This is a genomic window from Methylocystis borbori (genome assembly GCF_036576025.1).
Lineage (GTDB): Bacteria > Pseudomonadota > Alphaproteobacteria > Rhizobiales > Beijerinckiaceae > Methylocystis > Methylocystis borbori.
Genome location: NZ_JAZHYN010000027.1, coordinates 18,003 through 37,826 on the forward strand (window position 1 = coordinate 18,003; position 19,824 = coordinate 37,826).

A 19,824-nucleotide genomic window follows, 5' to 3' on the forward strand; every position below is an offset into this window, starting at 1 on the left:
GTGAAGGGCTGGGCGATTTGCGCGCGGCCAGGCATTTGTCGCTGCAAGACAAGTCGCGACGAAGCAATCCAGCTTACGCGCTTTGGTCGCATTGCATCGCTTCGCTTGCAATGACGATAGCGCTACTCCACCAGCGCGGCGCTCTTGCCCTTCGCCTTCTTGCGGTCGTTGGGGTCGAGATAGACCTTGCGGAGGCGAATGGACTTCGGCGTCACTTCGACAAGTTCGTCGTCCTCGATATAGGCCAGCGCTTTTTCGAGCGTCATTTTGATCGGCGGCGTGAGGCGCACCGCCTCGTCTTTGCCGGCGGCGCGGATATTGGTGAGCTGCTTGCCCTTGAGGACATTGATCTCGAGATCATTGTCGCGCGTGTGCTCGCCGACGATCATGCCGCGATAGACCTTCCAGCCCGGCTCGATCATCATCGGCCCGCGATCTTCCAGCTTCCACATGGCGTAGGCGACGGCGTCGCCCTGATCGTTGGAGATCAGCACGCCGTTCCGCCTTCCCTGAATGTCGCCCTTATAGGGCGCATATTCGTGGAAGAGGCGGTTCATGATCGCGGTGCCGCGCGTATCCGTGAGCAACTCGCCCTGATAGCCGATGAGGCCGCGCGTCGGCGCGTGGAAGACAAGCCGCAGGCGATTGCCGCCCGAGGGCTTCATCTCGATCATTTCGGCCTTGCGCTCCGCCATTTTCTGCACGACGACGCCTGAATGCTCCTCGTCGACGTCGATGACGACTTCCTCGATCGGCTCCAGAATCGCGCCCTTCTCGTCGCGGCGGAACACGACCTTGGGACGCGACACGCCGAGTTCGAAGCCCTCGCGGCGCATGGTCTCGATCAGGATCGCAAGCTGCAATTCGCCGCGTCCCGAGACGATATAGGCGTCGCCCATCGGCGCGTCCTCGACGCGCAGCGCGACATTGCCCTCGGCTTCCTTGTAAAGGCGCGCGCGAATCATGCGGCTCGTCACCTTGTCGCCTTCCGTGCCCGCAAGCGGGCTGTCGTTAACGAGGAAGGTCATGGAGAGCGTCGGCGGATCGATCGGTTGCGCCTGCAGGGGCTCGTTCACGTCGAGCGCGCAAAGCGTATCGGCGACGTTGAATTGTTCGAGCCCCGCGATGGCGACAATGTCGCCTGCCTCCGCCTCTTCGATCGGCTGGCGCTCAATGCCGCGGAAAGCGAGAATCTTCGAGACGCGTCCCTGCTCCACGATCTTGCCCGAGCGGTCCAGCACCTTCACCGCCTGATTGGGCTTCACCGAGCCGGAAAACACCCGCCCGGTAATGATGCGGCCGAGATAGGGATTGGCCTCGAGCAGCGTGCCGAGCATGCGGAAGCCGCCCTCTTCGATCTTGGGCTCGGGAACATGCTTCAGGACGAGATCGAACAGCGGCGCCATGCCGTCCTGCGGGCCGGTCGGCTCCTCGGCCATCCAGCCCTGTTTGGCGGAGCCATAGATGATGGGGAAATCGAGCTGTTCGTCGGTGGCGTCGAGCGCGGCGAAGAGATCGAAGACCTCGTTGACGACTTCGGTGACGCGCGCGTCGGGCTTATCGACCTTATTGACGCAGACGATGGGCTTCAGCCCGATCTTCAGCGCCTTGCCGAGAACGAATTTGGTCTGCGGCATCGGGCCCTCGGCGGCGTCCACCAAGACGATCGCGCCATCGACCATGGAGAGAATGCGCTCCACCTCGCCGCCAAAATCGGCGTGGCCGGGCGTATCGACGATATTCACCCGCACATCCTTCCAGGCGATCGACGTCGCCTTGGCCATGATGGTGATGCCGCGCTCCTTTTCGAGATCGTTCGAATCCATCACGCGCTCGGCGACGCGCTGGTTCTCACGAAAGGCGCCGGACTGCTGGAGCAGCCGGTCCACGAGCGTGGTCTTGCCATGGTCGACATGGGCGATGATGGCGATGTTGCGCAGTTGCATGTAAAGGGCCGGCCAGGGTCTAACAGCGGCTCCCACGGCCGCCGGAAGCGGCGGCCGGAAGACGGGAGCGGACTATTGTTGCGATGCAGCGTCTCATACCCGAAGGCGCGGGATTTTGGAACCAAAAAGCGCCGGCCCTAAGCCCTGTTTTCGGGCAAGACCCCGGGGCAAAGGCGCAATTGAGGGGATTCCGCGCCCTGAGAAACGCGCGGCGCGGCGCTTTCGTCAAAATTCGCCGGCGCCCCGCTCGGCCACCGGCGTCCAGAGGACCTGCTCGATCCGCTCGGCCCCCGTCGCCAGCATGACGAGCCGGTCGAAGCCCAGCGCAACGCCGCAGGCCTCGGGCATTTCCGCGAGCGCGGCGAGAAAATCCTCGTCGATCGGATAGGCCTCGCCATAGATGCGGCGCTTCTCCGCCATCTGCGCCTCGAAACGGCGGCGCTGCTCGGCCGCGTCGGTCAGCTCCGCGAAGCCATTGGCGAGCTCGACGCCGCAGACGTAAAGCTCGAAACGGTCGGCGAAGCGCGGATCGTCCGGGTTAGCGCGCGCCAGCGCCGCCTCGCTGAGGGGATAATCGGTCAGGATCGTCGGCCGCTCGCGGCCAAGCTGATGTTCGATCTTCTCTGACATGATCTTGCTGAAGAGGTCGGACCATGTGTCGTCCTCGGCGACGCGCACGCCGTCGCGCGCGGCGGCGCGCGCGAGGCCGTCGCGGTCGGAAAGGACCGACGCGAGATCGATGCTGGCGTGCCGCGCGAAAGCCTCGCAGACGGAAAGAATTTCGGGCTCGGCGAAGGGATCGCAGACCCGGTCGCGCCAGACGAGATCGCTCGCCCCCGCCGCCCGCGCCGCGCTGGCCATCAGCCCCGCGCAATCCTCCATCAGCCGCAGCGTCGGCTCGCCCGCCCGATACCATTCCAGCATGGAAAATTCGGGGTGATGCAGCGCCGAGCGCTCCCGGTTGCGAAACACATGGGCGAGCGTGAAAATCCGCTCCTCGCCTGCCGCCAGGAGCTTCTTGCAGGAAAATTCCGGCGAGCTGTGGAGATAGAGGCGGCTCCGCTCGCCGCGGCCGTCGATCAGCTCCGTCGCGAAGACGGAGATATGCGTCTCATTGCCCCCGGAGAGCTGAAGCGCCGCCGTCTCGACCTCCTCGAAGCCTTCGCCCGCGAAAAAGCGCCGCACGGCGGCGGCGATCGCCCCGCGCGCCTTGAGAAAAGGCTTCCGGTCGGCGTAAACATCCCGGGCCCACCAGGGCGACGCGCGCGTCATATAGCCTCCCGCTAGACAGGCGACGCAAGGATTTGCCGGCGCGCCCGAAATATGGTCTTACCGCCGTTCATAAACCAGGCCGGCTATAAGGGATACTGACCGTGAAAGTCATCGCCAGTTCGATTCGCAAGGGCAATATCATCGAGAAGGAGGACGGCAATCTTTACGTCGTTCTGACCGCCGAAAGCTTTTTCCCCGGCAAGGGCACGCCCACGACGCAAATCGACATGCGCCGCCTCTCCGACGGCGTGAAAGTCTCCGACCGCTACAAGACGACCGAGCAGGTGGAGCGCGCCTTCGTCGAAGATCAGGATTTCAGCTATCTCTATAATGACGACGACGGCTATCACTTCATGAATCAGGAGAATTACGAGCAGGTGCTCGTGCCCGCCGATGTGATCGGCGATCAGGCGCAATGGCTGCAGGAGGGCATGATCTGCATCCTGTCGATGTTCAACGGCGCGGCCGTGGGAATCCAATTGCCGCCGCGCGTGACGCTGGAGATCGTCGAGACCGAGCCGGCGATGAAAGGCCAGACCGCTTCCTCCTCCTATAAGCCGGCGAAGCTCGCGAATGGCGCGCGCGTCATGGTGCCGCCGCATATTCAGCCCGGCACGCGCGTCGTGATCCAGACCGAGGACGGCGCTTACGTCGAACGCGCGAAGGATTGAGGAACGCTAAATTCCCCCTCCCGCTTGCGGGAGAGGGTGGTCGCCGAAGGCGGCCGGGTGAGGGCCCCTCATCCGTCGCGCTTCGCGCGACACCTTCTCCCGCAAGCGGGAGAAGGAGAAACGCCCCCTACCCCAAAAATTCGCGCAGCTTCTTCTCCGTCGCCGCGGCGTCCTTCAACTCGCATTCCCAAATGACGAGCGCGCGCCAGCCTTGCGCCGCGAGCTTGTCGCGATGCGCGGCGTCGCGCGCGATATTCCTCGCGATCTTGCCGCGCCAATAATCGGCGTTGGATTTGGGCATGCGCGCGCCGCGCGCGCAATCATGCCCATGCCAGAAACAGCCGTGAACGAAGATCGCCCGTTTGCGGCCAATATAGGCGATGTCGGGATTGCCCGGCACGTCCTTGCGATGCAGGCGATAGAACGGCGCGAAACGACGCAAGATCGCGCGCACGGCGAGCTCTGGCGACGTGTCGCGCCCCTTCACCGCGCGCATGATGGCGGAGCGCCGGGCGGGGTCTTCTTCGCGCGTCACGCCGCGTCGCGCAGCGCCATGGCGGCAAGGAGCGGCTCCAGCACATGCCCCGCAATATGCCGCACGACCGGAACGGCGACGCCATCGCCGGCAAGATGATAGGCGCCGTTATAGGTCGCCGGCAGAATGTAATCCTCCGGCAGACCCATCAGCCGCGCCGTCTCGCGCGCCGACATCAGGCGCGAACGCACCCGGCCCTTATCGACGACGAGCACATATTGGCGGCTGGAGCCGCCGACCGGCGTGCGCAGGCAGCCGGCGACATCGTCGAAACGCGCCTCGGCGCGCTGGATTTTCGCGCCATTCTGATAGCGCGTGCGGCGATAAAGCGTTCCGACCATTTTTCGTCCGGCGCGCTTCGCTTCTTCGATTTTCGCGAGATTGACGTCGCTCATCATGGCGATGAGCGCCTTCGTCTCGGCGCCGCTATGCCAGGCGACGTCGCGCGGCGCCTCTTCGATGATTTGCGCGAGCGTCGCATTGCGCGAAGGCGGCGCGGGCAAACTCCACCAGAGCCAGTCGTCGCGCAGTCTTCGCGGCAGTTTCTCATAGGCCATCAGCAGCGCGCGCGTATGGAAAAGACCCTCATTGCGTGCAACGAGAGAGGTCGGTATCGCCACCTCCTCCCGCGCCGCGACGATAAAAAGCCGCGGGCGCGATTGGGGTACGAACAGCGCCGCGTCGATGACAAGCGCGCCGAATTTATAGTCCTCTTCCGCGAGCGCTTTGCAGATTTCAGTGAAATCCTTGCCGCCATGGGAGGTGAGTGCGCCGCAGACATTTTCGAGCACGATGAGCGGCGGAGGGCGCCCCTCCTTGCGCAGCGCCTTCATCAAATCCCAGAAGGGCCAGAAGGTCCCCGACCTTTCGCCTTTCAGGCCCGCGCCGGCGCCGGCGAGCGACAAATCCTGGCAGGGAAAAGACGCCCAGACGAGATCGGCGCGGCCAGGGAGTTGCGCCGTGGATATTTCGCGCACGTCGCCAACATGAAGCGCTTCGCCGCCCCAATTGGCGCGATAGCTCTCAGCTTTTTTGCGATCGAAATCATTGGCGAAGAGGCAGCGCCAGCCCTCTCCAAGCCCGGCGCGGGCCATGCCGCCGCCGGCGAAGAATTCGTAATAGCTGGGCTTATCGGCCATCTTCGACTCACGCTGTCAGGTGGTGAGTTTAGCTATTTTCGGCCGATTCCCGCATAAAAAAGGTTCGCGCCAACCCTCTCCCTTCGGGAGAGCGCAGCCCCGCGAAGCGGGGTCGGGTGAGGGGTTGCGTGTAAATCATTGTGAGGGAAACTCCTCACCCCGGTCCTTCGGACCGACCCTCTCCCCATGGGAGAGGGTTCGCTACGTCGCGACGACCATCACATGCACGGTCGGCTTCTTGCCCCAGACCGATTGCACCGCGCCGCGCACCGCCTTCTCGATCGTATTGGAGACGGCGTCGGCGTCGCGCCGGCGCGGGCGCGACAGCCCCTCGAAAGCGGCGAACAGCGCCTCGTCGATGACATCGCCCATGTCCTCGCCGAATTTGCCGCGCTTGGGCAAGCCGGCGAAGACGACATCCGGATCGCCGACGAGCTCGCCCTTGCGGTCGACGGCGAGCGCGATGGAAACGACGCCGGCGAAAGCGAGCCTGGCGCGGTCGCGAATGGCGCTGTCGTCCTCATTGACGACGACCTCGCCGTCCTTATAGAGACGCCCATGCGGCGCCTGGCCGATCACGCCCGGCGCGCCCGGCGCGAGCCGCACGATGTCGCCATTGCGCGCGGAGACGACCTCGCCGGCGCCATGCGCCTTGGCGAAGGCGACATGCTGCGAGAGGTGATGCGCCTCGCCATGCACGGGCACGGCGATCTTCGGGCGAACCCATTCATACATGCGCGCGACTTCGCCGCGCCGCGGATGGCCGGAGCAATGCACGAGATGATCGTGATCGGTGATCACCTCGACGCCGATGTTGCAAAGATTGTTGATGACGCGATGAACTTCGCGGGCGTTTCCGGGAATGACGCGCGACGAGAAAATCACGCGGTCGCCGGAGACGAGCTTGATCGAGGGATGATCGTTCGCCGCCGCGCGCGCCATGGCGGCGCGGGCCTCGCCCTGGCTGCCCGTGGCGATGACGACGGTCTTTTCGCGCGGCAGGGTCGGCAGCAGCTCCGGCGCGTGAAAGCCGGGCAGGCCATCGAGATAGCCGCATTCGCGCGCGACCTGTATGGCGCGATCCATGGCGCGCCCGGCGACGACGACCGTGCGCCCGCAGGCCTGCGCGGCTTCGGCGATCGCGCGCAGCCGCGCGATATTGGAGGCGAAGGTCGTCACCAGCACGCGGCCTTTGGCTTCCGCGATCAGCGCGCGCAGGGTGCGCGCCACGTCGCTTTCGGAGAAACTGTCGCCCTCGCGCAGAATATTGGTGGAGTCGCAGATGAGCGCCGAAACGCCCTCGTCGCCAAGCGCGCGCAGCCGCGCCTCGTCGATGCGGTTTCCGACGCCGGGCTCGGGATCGATCTTCCAGTCGCCGGTGTGAATGAAGAGCCCGAGCGGCGTGCGGATCGCGAGCGCATTGGCTTCGGGAATGGAATGCGCGACGGCGACATATTCGACCTGAAAGGGATCGAGATCGAGCGTCGCGCCCGCATGCGTCGTCGTAATGTCGATCTTCGGCGCGCCCGGCTCGCTCAGGCGGCGCACTTCCAAAAGGCCGGCGGCGAAGGGCGTGGCGAAGACCCTGCATTTGAGCCGCGGCCATAGCGCCGCGAGCGCGCCGATATGATCCTCATGCGCGTGGGTGATGCAGATGGCGACGAGATCGCGCGAGATCTTCTCGACGAAGGAAATGTCGGGAAAGACGAGATCGACGCCGGGAAGCTCCGGTCCCGGAAAAGCCAGTCCGCAATCGACCATGAGCCATTTGCGCGCTTTCGGCGGCCCGAAGCCATAGAGCGCCAGATTCATGCCGATTTCGCCGACGCCCCCGAGCGGCAAAAAAACAAGGTCGGCGGCGGGCGTCGTCATAAGCCTGCTCCCGCGGCCGCGCGGCGCGGGCCGATGAGCACGTCGCCCGCCTCGATGACGCGCGCGCCGGCATTCGTCGCGACCACGAGGCGCCCGGTCGCGTCGATGGTCTCGAAGCGGCCTTCGACGGTCTCGCGCGCGAGCGCGACGCGAATGTCGGCGCCAAGCTGCGCGGCGTAGGTCAGCCATTCCTCGCGCAGGGACGCGAAGCCCGCGCCGCCGCGCCACAGATCGAGCGTCTCGATCAGCGCGTCGGAGAGAGGGGCAAAGAGCGCGGGAGCGTCAGGCGCGCCCGGCCCGAGCGCGGCGAGCGCGCGCGCTTCATAGGGCGTATCCTGCGGCGCCTCGGCGCAATTGACGCCGATGCCGATGATGGCGACGCTTGCGCGCGGCGCGCGCGCGTCGCCGGTCGCAACGCCGACGTTCTCGAGCAAAATCCCGCCGAGCTTGGCGCCGTCGAGCAGCAGATCGTTCGGCCATTTGAGCGCAAAGCGGCGGCTTTCGCCCGTCGCGGCGCGCACAGCGCGCATCGCGGCGACGCCTGCGACGAAGCCAAGCTGCGGCGCGACGGCGCTTTCGCCGAAATCGCTGACGATCAAGCTCGCATGGAGATTGCCGGCGGGCGACATCCATTCGCGCCCGAGACGCCCGCGCCCCTTTGTCTGCCGCGCCGCGACGATCCAGAATGGCCCGCGCTCGCCCGCCTCGATCAGGCGCCGCGCCTCGTCATTCGTGGAATCGACGCTTTCCAGAGCCAGTAATCGGACGCCATGCGTGCGCGCCAGTGATCCAAGGTCCACGCGCGCGCATCCTTTCCTAAAATAGCGATTTGGCGGCGGCGGTCGCCGCATTCATGACCGGAGAGGGGTACACCCAGAAGAGCAGCAGCGCCAGCGTGGAAACCGCAAGCACCGCCCGCAGCGTGAAAGGCGTCCGATCGAAGGCCGGCGCCGGCTCGTCGAAATACATCACCTTGACGACCCGCAGATAGTAATAGGCCGCGACCGCGCTCGTGAGCACGCCGATGACGGCGAGTGGATAGAGCCCGGCGTCGACCGCGGCGAGAAAGACGTAATATTTGGCGAAGAAGCCCGCGAGCGGGGGCACGCCCGCCAGCGAGAACATCAGCATCGCGAGGAAGAAGGCCGTTACGCCATTGGTGCGCGAGAGGCCGGCGAGATCGGAGATGTTCTCGACATATTTCCCCTGCACGCGCATGGCGAGAATGGCGGCGAAGGCTCCAAGCGTCATGATGAGATAGATGGCGAGGTAAATCGCGACGCCACGAACGCCGGCCTCATTCGCGGCGGCAAGGCCGATGAGGGCGAAGCCCATATGGCCGATCGAGGAATAGGCCATCAGACGCTTGATGTTCTCCTGGCCGATCGCGGCGAAGGAGCCAAGCAGCGCCGAGGCGATGGCGAGAAAGATGACGATCTGGCGCCACTGGTCCGTCACGCCCGGGAAGGCGGCGAAGACGATGCGCGCCGTGATCGCCACCGCCGCCATTTTCGCGGCGGAGGCGAAAAAGGCCGTCACCGGCGTCGGCGCGCCCTGATAGACGTCGGGCGTCCACATGTGGAAAGGCGCCGCCGACATTTTGAAGGCGAGGCCGGCGAGCACGAAGACAAGGCCGAAGATGACGCCGATCGGCGCTGAGGTCGCGACGGCGGCGGCGATGCCGGAAAAGGAGATCGTGCCGGAGAAGCCATAGAGCAGCGTCGATCCATAAAGCATCATGCCGGAGGAAAGCGCGCCGAGAACGAAATATTTGAGGCCGGCTTCCGAGGCCTTTCCGTCGTCGCGCGCGAAGGCGGCGAGGACGTAAAGCGCGAGCGACATGAGTTCAAGGCCAAGATAAAGGGCGATGAGATTATTGGCCGAAATCAGCAGCAGCATGCCGAGCGTCGACAGCAGGACAAGCACCGGATATTCGAATTTCTCGAGCCCGGCGCGCTGCAGCCAGTCGACCGAGATTAATATCGACACCAGCGCGCCGATGAGCGTCAGCGCCTTCATGAAGCGCGAAAAGCCGTCGTCCATATAGGCGCCGTCGAAGACGCTCGTGTCGGGCGTGCTGGAAAGCGCGATGGCGACGATGGCGAGGCCGAGAATCCCCACCGCCATTTCGTCGACGAGGCCAAAGCCCCGTTCGCCGCGCCAGGCGCCGATGAGGATGAGAACGATCACGCCGATGGCGAGAATCATCTCGGGAAGAAAATGATGCGCGAGTTGAACGAAGAAGGGCATCGTCAGCGATCCGTCATTGACCCGCGGCCGCGAGCTTCACGGCGTCGAAGAGCGCCGTATGGGTCTGGATGAGATTGTCGACCGACGCCTGGGTGGCGCTTAGAATCGGTCCCGGCTGCACGCCGTAATAGATGGTGATCAGCACGAGCGGCGCGAAAATCGCGATTTCGCGCGGGCTGAGATCGGCGATGTTCATCAGGCTCGCCTTCTCCAGCGCGCCGAAGATCACGCGACGATAGAGATAGAGCGCATAAGCGGCCGAGAAGATGACGCCGCTCGTGGCGATGAGCGCCACCCAGCTATTAGCCTGGAAGGCGCCCATCAGCGACAGGAATTCGCCGATGAAGCCCGTCGTTCCCGGAAGGCCGACGTTGGCCATGGTGAACAGCATGAAGACGAAGGCGTAGATCGGCATGCGATTGACGAGGCCGCCATAGGCGGAGATCTCGCGCGTATGCATGCGGTCGTAGATCACGCCGACGCAAAGGAAGAGCGCGCCGGAGACGAAGCCGTGGCTGATCATCTGGAAGATCGCGCCCTGCACGCCCTGCGGATTGAGGGTGAAGAGCCCCATCGTCACATAGCCCATATGCGCGACGGAGGAATAGGCGATCAGCTTCTTTATGTCCTCCTGCACCAGCGCCACGAGCGAGGTGTAGACGATGGCGATCACCGAAAGCGCGAAGACGAGCGGCGCGAAATAGGCGGAAGCGTCGGGGAACATCGGCAATGAGAAGCGGATGAAGCCATAGCCGCCCATTTTCAGCAGGATCGCCGCGAGAATCACGGAGCCCGCCGTCGGCGCCTCGACATGCGCGTCAGGCAGCCAGGTATGCACCGGCCACATCGGCATCTTCACCGCGAAGGAGGCGAAGAAGGCAAGCCACAGCCAGGTCTGCATCTCTTTAGGGAAGTCAGCATTGAGCAGCGCGGCGATGTCGGTCGTGCCGACCTTGCCATACATGGCGAGGATCGCGACCAGCATGAGGAGCGAGCCGGCGAGCGTATAGAGAAAGAATTTGAAGCTCGCATAGACGCGCCGCTTGCCGCCCCAAATGCCGATGATGAGGAACATCGGAATAAGGCCGCCCTCGAAGAAGAGATAGAACAGCACGAGGTCGAGCGCGCAGAAGACGCCGATCATCAGCGTCTCCAGCACGAGGAAGGCGATCATATATTCCTTGACCCGCTTCTCGACGCCCCAGGACGCGAGAATAGAGAAAGGCATCAGAAAGGTCGTCAGCAGCACGAAAGGCATCGAAAAGCCGTCGACGCCCATCTTGTAGACGAGGCCGGAGCCGAACCAGCTCTTCTCCTCGACGAATTGGAAGGCGGCGCTCGTCGTGTCGAAGCCGTTCCAAACGACGAGCGACAGCGCGAAAGTCGCGAGGGTCGTCGCCAGCGTCGCCCAGCGGATGTTGCGCAGGCTCGCTTCATTGTCGCCTTTCTGGGTGAGCAGGAAGGCGACGCCGACGAGGGGGAGGAAGGTGACGCCGGTGAGAATGCCGAAACCGAACATCAATGCAGCCCTCCGGCGACGAAATAAGTGGCCACCGCCGCGACGCCGATGAGCATGGCGAAGGCGTAGTGATAGACGTAGCCGGTCTGCAACCGCACCGCGAAGCGCGCGCCGTCGGCGATGCGCGCGGCGACGCCGTCCGGCCCGAGGCCGTCGATGATCGCGCCGTCGCCGACCTTCCAAAACAGACGGCCGAGGGCGAAGGTCGGCCGCACGAAGAGGAAGTCGTACAATTCGTCGAAATACCATTTGTTGAGCAGGAACCGATACAGGCCCGGGAAGAAGTTCGCCAGCGCCTGCGCGGTTCCGGGCTTCAGCACATAGACGAAGAGCGCAACGAGGAAGCCAAAGACCATCATCCCGGTCGCGGCATAGGCGGCCCAGGCGGGAATGTCGTGCATCTCGTGCAGAACATGATTGTGCTCGCCGGTAAAGAGCGCGCCCTTCCAGAATTCGTCATAGGCGTGGCCGGCGAAGAAGGGTTCGAAAACATAGCCCGCCGCCAGCGCGCCGACCGCGAGAACCGCGAGCGGGATCAGCATGACGATCGGCGACTCATGCGGCGCGTGATCGCCATGGCCGCCATGTCCATGGTCGTCATGGCTTTTGGCGTGGTCGTCGTGACCATGTTCTTCCGCCGCATGCCCATGATCCGCGGCGGCCGCGTGGCCGGGGCGATGGCCGAAGAAAGTCATGAACACCAGCCGCCACGAATAGAAGGAGGTGAGTCCCGCGGCGACGACCGTCGAGATGAAGCCGATCATCGCGGCCGGGCGATGTTCGCCAGCGGCGAAGGCGGCTTCGATAATGGCGTCCTTGGAGAAATAGCCCGCCGTATAGGGAAAGCCCGTGAGCGCCAGCGTGCCGATGGTCATCATCGCGAAGGTGAAGGGGATATCCTTGCGCAGCCCGCCCATCTTGCGCATGTCCTGCTCGTGATGCATCGCATGGATGACCGAGCCCGCGCCAAGGAACAGCAGCGCCTTGAAGAAGGCGTGCGTGAACAGGTGGAAAATCCCGAGCGAATAGGCGCCGACGCCCTCCGCGACGAACATATAGCCGAGCTGCGAACAGGTCGAATAGGCGATGACGCGCTTGATGTCGTTTTGCACAAGCCCGACCGTCGCGGCGAAGAAGGCCGTCACCGCGCCGATGAGCGTGACGAAGGCGAGCGCCGTCGGCGCATATTCGAAGATCGGCGAAAGACGCGCCACCATGAACACGCCCGCGGTCACCATGGTCGCGGCGTGGATGAGCGCGGAGACCGGCGTCGGGCCCTCCATCGCGTCCGGCAGCCAGGTGTGCAGGAAGAATTGCGCCGATTTGCCCATCGCGCCGATGAAGAGCAGGAAAGCCGCCAGCGTCAATGCGTCGACATCGAGGCCAAAGGCGTGGATCTTGTCGCCCTCCAGCCCTGGCACGGCGGCGAAGACCTCGTCGAAGGTGAGCGACTTCGTGAGTTGAAAAACGAGGAAAATGCCGAGCGCGAAACCGAAGTCCCCGACGCGGTTGACGACGAAGGCCTTGATCGCGGCGGCGTTGGCCGAGGGCTTTTGATACCAGAAGCCGATGAGGAGATAGGAGGCGAGGCCGACGCCTTCCCAACCGAAGAACATCTGCACGAGATTGTCGGCCGTCACCAGCGCCAGCATGGCGAAGGTGAAGAGCGAGAGATAGGCGAAGAAGCGCGGCCGATGCGGGTCTTCATGCATATAGCCGATCGAATAAAGATGCACGAGGCTCGACACGGTGTTGACGACGACGAGCATCACCGCCGTCAGCGTGTCGACGCGCAGCGACCAATCGACCTTGAGCGCGCCCACGGTCATCCAATTGGCCAGTACCGGCGCATAGCCCTCATTATGGCCGAGCGCGACGTCGAAGAAGACGACCCAGGACAGCGCCGCCGAAACGAACAGGAGGCCGGTCGTGATGAGTTCGGACGCTCGCACGCCGATCCAGCGTCCGAACGCGCCCGCGATCAGAAAGCCCAGCAGCGGAAGAAAGACGATTGCTTGAATCATCGCTTGGGTCAGCCCTTCAAGGAATTGATGTCTTCAACCGCGATCGTGCCGCGGTTGCGATAGAAGGCGACGAGGATCGCAAGGCCGATCGCGGCCTCCGCCGCCGCCACGGTCAGCACGAAGAGGGCGAACACCTGGCCCGTGAGATCGGCGAGCGACTGCGAGAAGGCGACGAAGTTCAGATTCACCGCAAGCAGGATCAATTCGACCGACATCAGGATCACGATGATGTTCTTGCGGTTCAGGATGATGCCGGCGACGCCGAGCGTGAACAGGATCGCCGCGACGACGAGGTAATGCGTTAGGCCGATGGTCAGCATGGAGGTCCTCGCTACACGCCCGTCCTGAACGGAACTTTTTTGATCTCGATGACATTGTCGCGCGTGCGCGCGTTCTGCTCCTCGATCTTCTGGCGCTTGACGTTAGGCTTGTGATGCAGCGTCAGCACGATGGCGCCGATCATGGCGGTGAGCAGCACGAGCGCCGACGCCTGGAAGAAGATCACATATTTCGTATAGAGCACCTGACCCAGCGCCGCCGTATTGCTCATCTGCGCGATGATCGGATCGCTGACGGCGTCGGCGGCCGAGGGAGCCGCCCGCCAGCCGATCGCCATCAGCCCAAGCTCGGCGAGAACGACGATTCCGACGCCGGCGCCGACGGGGAGATATTTGATGAAGCCCTGCTTCAATTCGGCGAAATCCACGTCGAGCATCATCACGACGAAGAGGAAGAGCACCGCCACCGCGCCGACATAGACGACGATCAGGATCATCGCGAGAAACTCGGCGCCCGCGAGCAGGAAGAGCCCCGCGCCATTGCAGAAGGCGAGGATCAGGAACAGCACCGAATGCACCGGATTGCGGGCGAAAATCACCACGCCGGCCGAGGCGATCATGATCGTCGCGAAGAGATAGAATAATACGGCCGCCACGTCCTCGTCCTCTTCTCATTCGGCGCGCGCCGCCCTCGCCGCGCGCAGTCCTTCCTCAGCGATACGGCGAATCGAGCGCGATGTTGCGCGCGATCTCGCGCTCCCATCTGTCGCCGTTCTCGAGCAGGCGCTCCTTGGTGTAGTAAAGCTCCTCGCGGGTCTCGACCGCGAATTCGGCGTTCGGCCCTTCTACGATGGCGTCCACCGGGCAGGCCTCCTGGCAGTAGCCGCAATAGATGCATTTGACCATGTCGATGTCGTAGCGCGTCGTGCGCCGCGTGCCGTCGTTGCGGCGCGGGCCGGCCTCGATGGTGATGGCCTGCGCCGGGCAGATCGCCTCGCAGAGCTTGCAGGCGATGCAGCGCTCCTCGCCATTGGGATAGCGGCGCAGCGCATGTTCGCCGCGATAGCGGGGCGACTGCGGATTCTTCTCATGCGGATAGTTGAGCGTCGCCTTCGGCTTGAAGAAGTAGCGCATCGACAAAAGGAACGCGCCGACGAATTCGGAGAGGAAGAGCGACTTGGCGGCTTGATCGAGTTTCATGACGGCCTCAATTGCCTGCCGGGCCCGCCGGCCAGAATTGCAGCACGGCGGCGACGATGACGACCATGGCGAGAGAGATCGGCAGAAAGACCTTCCAGCCCAGGCGCATCAGTTGGTCGTAGCGATAGCGCGGCACGAAGGCCTTCACCATCGCGAAGAAGAAGAAGAAGAAGCTCGCCTTGAGGACGAACCAGATCACGCCCGGCACATAGGTGAAGGGCGCGACATTGACGGGCGGCAGCCAGCCGCCGAAGAACAGGATCGTCAACAGCGCACACATGGTGACGATCGCCACATATTCGGCGAGCATGAAGAGCACATAGGGCGTCGCCGAATATTCGATCATGAAGCCCGCGACGAGCTCCGACTCCGCTTCGACGAGATCGAAGGGCGGGCGGTTCGTCTCAGCGAGGGCGGAAACGAAGAAAATGACGAACATCGGCAAGAGCCGCAGCCAGTACCAGCCGAGCATGCCGTAGCGCGTGTCCTGCGCATTGACGATGTCGGTGAGATTGAGCGAGCCGGCGCAGAGCAGCACGGTGATAATGACGAAGCCGATCGAGACTTCGTAAGAGACCATCTGCGCCGCCGAGCGCAGCGCGGACAGGAAGGGATATTTCGAGTTCGACGCCCAGCCGCCCATGATGACGCCATAGACGCCAAGCGACGACAAGGCGAAAATATAAAGAATGCCGACATTGATATCGCCGACCGCCCAGCCCTCCGCGACGGGAATGACCGCCCAGGCGGCGATGGAGAGCGTCGCCATGATGAAGGGCGCGAAAAGGAAAATGCCCTTATTCGCCGTATCGGGAATGACCGGCTCCTTCAGGGCGAATTTGATGAAGTCGGCGAAGCTCTGCAGCAATCCCCAGGGGCCGACGACATTCGGCCCGCGGCGCAATTGCACCGCCGCCCAGATCTTGCGGTCGGCGAGAATGACGTAAGCGACATAGATGAGCAGCGCGACCGCGAGCAGCACGGCTTTCACCGTCGCGAGAAGGAGCGGATAGGCGCCAAAGAAGTTCGAGACTGCGTTGATCCAACCGTCGTCCACGTCGAAAAGCTCCTATTCCGCCGCCTGCGCGAGCCGGCCCTGCGCCAGGGCCGAACATTGCGCCATCACCGCCGAGGCGCGCGCGATCGGATTGGTGAGGAAGAAATCGCCGATCGCCGGACGGAAAGGGTCCTTAATCGCGATCGCGGACTGAACGGCGAGCGCGGCGATCTGCGCGCTCTCCGCCGGCGCGATTTCGTCGACTTCGGCGAAATGCGGATGCGCGGCGACAAGAGCTTTGCGCAGCGCCGCGAGCGAGTCGAAGGGCAAGGGATCCCCAAGCGCGCCCGAGAGCGCCCGCAGCACCGCCCAATCCTCGCGCGCTTCGCCCGGCGGAAAGACGACGCGCGAAGCGCGCTGCACGCGGCCTTCCGTATTGACGTAAAGCGCCGATTTTTCCGTATAGGCCGCGCCCGGCAGGATCACGTCGGCGCGATGCGCGCCGCGATCGCCATGGGTGCCGATATAGACGACGAAAGCGCCGGGCTCGATGGCCATTTCATCGGCGCCGAGATTGAAGACGAGATCGAGCGCGCCAGCTTTCGCGATGCCCTGTGTGGCGAGTCCTCCCGCTCCCGGCGTGAAACCGAGATCGAGCGCGCCAGGGCGCGCCGCCGCCGTGTGCAGCACCGAAAAGCCGTTCCAGCCCTCGCTCACGCCGCCAAGCTTTTGCGCCGCCTGCGCCGCAAGCGCCAGAACCGCTTCGCCGTCCTCGCGCGCGAGCGCGCCCTGCCCGACGACGACGAGGAGCTTCTCGGCGGGCTTCGCGTTCTGGACGAAATGCAGAAGCGACTCAGGTCCGGCGCCGAGATAGTCGTAGTCATAAGTGAGATCGGCGCGCTCGCCGATCAGCGAAATATTGAAGCCGCCCTTGAGCCAGCGCTTGCGGATGCGCGCGTTGAGAACGGGCGATTCCTTGCGCGGATTGGCGCCGATGATGAGCGCCGCGCCGGCGGCTTCGACGCCCGCGACGGTGGCGTTGAAGAGATAGGAGGCGCGGCCGAATTTCGGATCGAGCCGCGCGCCGTCCTGGCGGCAGTCGATATGCGGCGTTCCCAGCCGCTCGGCGAGGAGCTTCAGCGCGAAAATTTCTTCGACCGCGGCGAGATCGCCAACGAGCGCGCCGATGCGCGAGGGCGCCGTCGCCTTGGTCTTGGCGGCGACGGCGGCGAGCGCCTCCTGCCAGGAGGCCGGGCGCAGACGGCCGTTCTCGCGCACATAGGGGCGATCGAGACGCTGCGTCTTGAGCCCGTCGACGATTTGCCGCGTCTTGTCGGAAATCCACTCCTCATTCACCGCGTCGTTGATGCGCGGGAGAATGCGGATGACTTCGCGCCCGCGCGAGTCGACGCGAATGGCGGCGCCCAGCCCATCCATCACGTCGATCGTCTCGGTCTTCTGATATTCCCACGGCCGCGCGCGGAAATTCTGCGGCTTCGGCAGCAGCGCGCCGACGGGGCAGAGATCCGCGACATTGCCCTGTAGCTCGGAGGACATGGCGCTTTCGAGATAAGTCGTGATCTCCATATCCTCGCCGCGGCCGATGGCGCCCATATCGCCGGTGCCGGCGACTTCCGCCGTAAAGCGGACGCAGCGCGTGCAGTGGATGCAACGCGTCATCTCGGTTTTGACCAGCGCGCCGATAAATTTGTCTTCGACCGCGCGCTTGTTTTCATGAAAGCGCGAGCTGTCGACGCCAAAGACGAGCGCCTGATCCTGCAGATCGCATTCGCCGCCCTGATCGCAGATCGGGCAGTCGAGCGGATGGTTGATGAGCAGGAACTCCATCACCCCTTCGCGCGCCTTTTTCACCATCGGCGATTTGGTGAGGACCTCCGGCGGCGCGCCATTGGGGCCGGGGCGCAAATCCTTCACCGACATGGCGCAGGAGGCCTGAGGCTTGGGCGGCCCGCCCTTCACCTCGACGAGGCACATGCGACAATTGCCGGCGATGGAGAGGCGCTCGTGATAGCAAAAACGCGGTATCTCGGCGCCCGCCTCCTCGCACGCCTGCAGCAGCGTGAAATCTCCCGGCACGTCCACTTCGACGCCATCGACGAGAATCTTGGTCACTTCGCTTTCTCCGAAGTCTCGACGCGCTTGTTCGCCATCTCGCTCACTCCGCCGCCACGCGGATCGGATCGGGATGCGGATTCGCCGCATATTGATCGATGCGCTGTTCGATCACGTCGCGGAAATGCGTGATGAGTCCCTGGATCGGCCATGCCGCCGCATCGCCGAGCGCGCAGATCGTGTGGCCCTCGATCTGCTTCGACACGTCGAACAGCATGTCGATCTCTTTCTTATTGGCGCGGCCTTCGACCATCCGCTGCACCACGCGCCACATCCAGCCCGTGCCCTCGCGGCAGGGCGTGCACTGGCCGCAGCTCTCATGCTTGTAGAAATACGAGAGGCGGGCGATCGCGCGGATGATATCGGTCGATTTGTCCATGACGATGACAGCCGCCGTGCCAAGCCCCGAGCCGAGCTTGACGAGACTGTCGAAATCCATCGGACAGTCGATGATCTGATGCGCCGGCACGCAGCGGACCGACGAGCCGCCGGGAATGACCGCGAGCAGATTGTCCCAGCCGCCGCGTATGCCGCCGCAATGCGTGTCGATCAATTCGCGGAAGGAAATCGACATCGCCTCTTCGACATTGCACGGCCGATTGACGTGGCCGGAGATCGAAAAGAGCTTGGTGCCGGTGTTGTTGGGCTTGCCGATGCCGGCGAACCAGGCGGCGCCGCGGCGCAGAATCGTCGGCGCGACGGCGATCGATTCGACATTGTTCACCGTCGTCGGACAGCCATAGAGGCCGACATTCGCCGGGAACGGCGGCTTGAGCCGCGGCATCCCCTTCTTGCCCTCGAGGCTCTCGAGCAGCGCCGTCTCCTCGCCGCAGATGTAAGCGCCGGCGCCGTGATGCACATAGAGATCGAACGGATAGCCGTGAATGTTGTTCTCGCCGATGAGGCCGGCCTCATAGGCTTCGTCGACGGCGCGCTGCAGGGCGATGCGCTCGGCGATGAATTCGCCGCGGATATAGATGTAGCAGGCATGCGCGCCCATGGCGTAGCTCGCGACCAGCGCGCCCTCGACCAGCGTATGCGGGTCGTTGCGCATGATCTCGCGATCCTTGCAGGTGCCGGGCTCCGATTCGTCGGCGTTGATGACGAGATAATGCGGCCGCTTGGGATCGATTTCCTTGGGCATGAAGGACCATTTGAGGCCCGTGGAGAAGCCGGCGCCGCCGCGCCCGCGCAGGCCCGACGCCTTCACCTCATTGATGATCGCCTCGCGGCCCTTGTCGAGCAGCGCCTTGGTGTTGTCCCACTGCCCGCGCTGCTTCGCGCCGGCGAGCGAGCGATCGCCAAGGCCGTAAAGATTGGTGAAGATACGATCCGCGTCGGAGAGCATGGCCTTCTTCCTTCCCTCCGCCTATTTCGCGCCGTCGCCATAGAGCGACGTGAGACTTGTGAGCTTGCCTTCCGGCTCGGAAGAAACGCGGCCCGTCTGCGAGCCGATCTTCACCGGGCGGCCGGCGGCGAGATTGTCGAGCAGCTTCTCGAAATTCTCGGCGGTGAGGTCTTCGTAATAATCGTCGTTGATCTGCACCATCGGCGCGTTGCAGCAGGCGCCGAGGCATTCAACTTCGAGCCAGGAGAAGAGGCCGTCGTCGGTCACCCGCCGTTGCGGGCCGACGCGGCGATGCAGCACCGCGATGAGATCGTCCGATCCTGCGAGCAGGCAGGGCGTCGTGCCGCACAGCTGGATGTAATATTTCCCGACCGGCGCGAGATTGAACATCGAGTAGAAGGTCGCGATTTCAAGCACGCGAATCTTCGCCATGCCGAGCGTCGCGGCCACCTTCTCGATCGCCGCCTGCGGCAGCCAATAGTCGTTCTGCTTTTGCGCCTGCCACAGGGCCGGCACGACGGCGGAGGCCTGACGGCCGTCGGGATATTTGGCGATCTGCCTTTCGAGCCACGCCTGGTTCTCGGGCGTGAAGTCGAAGCTTTCCGGCTGCTTTTCGGCGAGACGGCGGACGGACATTATT

17 protein-coding genes are annotated in these 19,824 nt (G+C 64.0%); 1 reads left to right on the plus strand and 16 read right to left on the minus strand.

The features are described 5' to 3' along the window. Positions 1–122: 122 nt before the first annotated feature. The gene (typA, locus tag V3H18_RS10270; RefSeq protein WP_332081939.1) at positions 123–1,946 is read right to left on the minus strand and encodes a translational GTPase TypA; all 1,824 of its coding nucleotides are present in this window, start codon (positions 1,944–1,946) and stop codon (positions 123–125) included. Between the two features lie 225 nt (positions 1,947–2,171). Continuing rightward, positions 2,172–3,218, minus strand: a complete 1,047-nt coding sequence (gene epmA, locus V3H18_RS10275) for an EF-P lysine aminoacylase EpmA (RefSeq protein WP_332081940.1) — start codon at positions 3,216–3,218, stop codon at positions 2,172–2,174. A gap of 101 nt (positions 3,219–3,319) precedes the next feature. On the opposite strand from epmA, the gene efp reads away from it, so the two are divergent. Then, positions 3,320–3,889 carry an elongation factor P gene (gene efp, locus V3H18_RS10280; RefSeq protein WP_332081941.1) on the plus strand — a complete coding sequence of 190 codons (570 nt, stop codon included), beginning with the start codon at positions 3,320–3,322 and terminating at the stop codon, positions 3,887–3,889. Between the two features lie 127 nt (positions 3,890–4,016). Here efp and V3H18_RS10285 read toward each other — a convergent pair whose 3' ends face one another. From V3H18_RS10285 to nuoE, 14 genes are all read right to left on the minus strand, one after another. Next, positions 4,017–4,424: a very short patch repair endonuclease gene (locus V3H18_RS10285; RefSeq protein WP_332081942.1), complete on the minus strand. Its 408-nt coding sequence runs from the start codon at positions 4,422–4,424 to the stop codon at positions 4,017–4,019. Next, entirely contained in the window at positions 4,421–5,563 is a 1,143-nt protein-coding gene (locus V3H18_RS10290) for a DNA cytosine methyltransferase (protein ID WP_332081943.1), read from the minus strand. The genes V3H18_RS10285 and V3H18_RS10290 overlap by 4 nt, the downstream gene beginning before the upstream one ends. Before the next feature lie 201 nt (positions 5,564–5,764). After that, complete coding sequence (locus tag V3H18_RS10295; protein ID WP_332081944.1) at positions 5,765–7,435, minus strand: ribonuclease J; 1,671 nt, start codon at positions 7,433–7,435, stop codon at positions 5,765–5,767. Continuing rightward, on the minus strand, positions 7,432–8,235 hold the full coding sequence (locus V3H18_RS10300; protein ID WP_332081945.1) for a biotin--[acetyl-CoA-carboxylase] ligase: 804 nt from the start codon (positions 8,233–8,235) through the stop codon (positions 7,432–7,434). Before V3H18_RS10300 ends, V3H18_RS10295 begins: the two co-directional genes overlap by 4 nt. A 16-nt stretch (positions 8,236–8,251) precedes the next feature. Then, the gene (gene nuoN / locus V3H18_RS10305) at positions 8,252–9,685 is read right to left on the minus strand and encodes an NADH-quinone oxidoreductase subunit NuoN (protein WP_332081946.1); all 1,434 of its coding nucleotides are present in this window, start codon (positions 9,683–9,685) and stop codon (positions 8,252–8,254) included. A 13-nt stretch (positions 9,686–9,698) separates the two neighbouring features. Then, a complete protein-coding gene (locus tag V3H18_RS10310) occupies positions 9,699–11,204 on the minus strand; it encodes an NADH-quinone oxidoreductase subunit M (RefSeq protein ID WP_332081947.1) in 1,506 nt (501 codons plus the stop codon). After that, a complete protein-coding gene (gene nuoL, locus V3H18_RS10315; protein ID WP_332081948.1) occupies positions 11,204–13,228 on the minus strand; it encodes an NADH-quinone oxidoreductase subunit L in 2,025 nt (674 codons plus the stop codon). Before nuoL ends, V3H18_RS10310 begins: the two co-directional genes overlap by 1 nt. 8 nt (positions 13,229–13,236) lie before the next feature. After that, positions 13,237–13,548, minus strand: a complete 312-nt coding sequence (nuoK, locus tag V3H18_RS10320; RefSeq protein WP_332081949.1) for an NADH-quinone oxidoreductase subunit NuoK — start codon at positions 13,546–13,548, stop codon at positions 13,237–13,239. Positions 13,549–13,559: 11 nt separating this feature from the next. Further along, on the minus strand, positions 13,560–14,162 hold the full coding sequence (locus V3H18_RS10325; RefSeq protein WP_332081950.1) for an NADH-quinone oxidoreductase subunit J: 603 nt from the start codon (positions 14,160–14,162) through the stop codon (positions 13,560–13,562). A 55-nt stretch (positions 14,163–14,217) separates the two neighbouring features. Beyond that, positions 14,218–14,706 carry an NADH-quinone oxidoreductase subunit NuoI gene (gene nuoI, locus V3H18_RS10330; protein ID WP_332081951.1) on the minus strand — a complete coding sequence of 163 codons (489 nt, stop codon included), beginning with the start codon at positions 14,704–14,706 and terminating at the stop codon, positions 14,218–14,220. 7 nt (positions 14,707–14,713) lie between these two features. Continuing rightward, positions 14,714–15,748 carry an NADH-quinone oxidoreductase subunit NuoH gene (nuoH, locus tag V3H18_RS10335; protein WP_408631777.1) on the minus strand — a complete coding sequence of 345 codons (1,035 nt, stop codon included), beginning with the start codon at positions 15,746–15,748 and terminating at the stop codon, positions 14,714–14,716. Positions 15,749–15,775: 27 nt separating this feature from the next. Continuing rightward, complete coding sequence (nuoG, locus tag V3H18_RS10340) at positions 15,776–17,836, minus strand: NADH-quinone oxidoreductase subunit NuoG (RefSeq protein WP_332081953.1); 2,061 nt, start codon at positions 17,834–17,836, stop codon at positions 15,776–15,778. A gap of 43 nt (positions 17,837–17,879) precedes the next feature. Then, positions 17,880–19,184: an NADH-quinone oxidoreductase subunit NuoF gene (gene nuoF / locus V3H18_RS10345; RefSeq protein ID WP_332081954.1), complete on the minus strand. Its 1,305-nt coding sequence runs from the start codon at positions 19,182–19,184 to the stop codon at positions 17,880–17,882. Between the two features lie 21 nt (positions 19,185–19,205). Continuing rightward, on the minus strand, positions 19,206–19,820 hold the full coding sequence (gene nuoE / locus V3H18_RS10350; protein WP_332081955.1) for an NADH-quinone oxidoreductase subunit NuoE: 615 nt from the start codon (positions 19,818–19,820) through the stop codon (positions 19,206–19,208). Positions 19,821–19,824 lie beyond the last annotated feature (4 nt).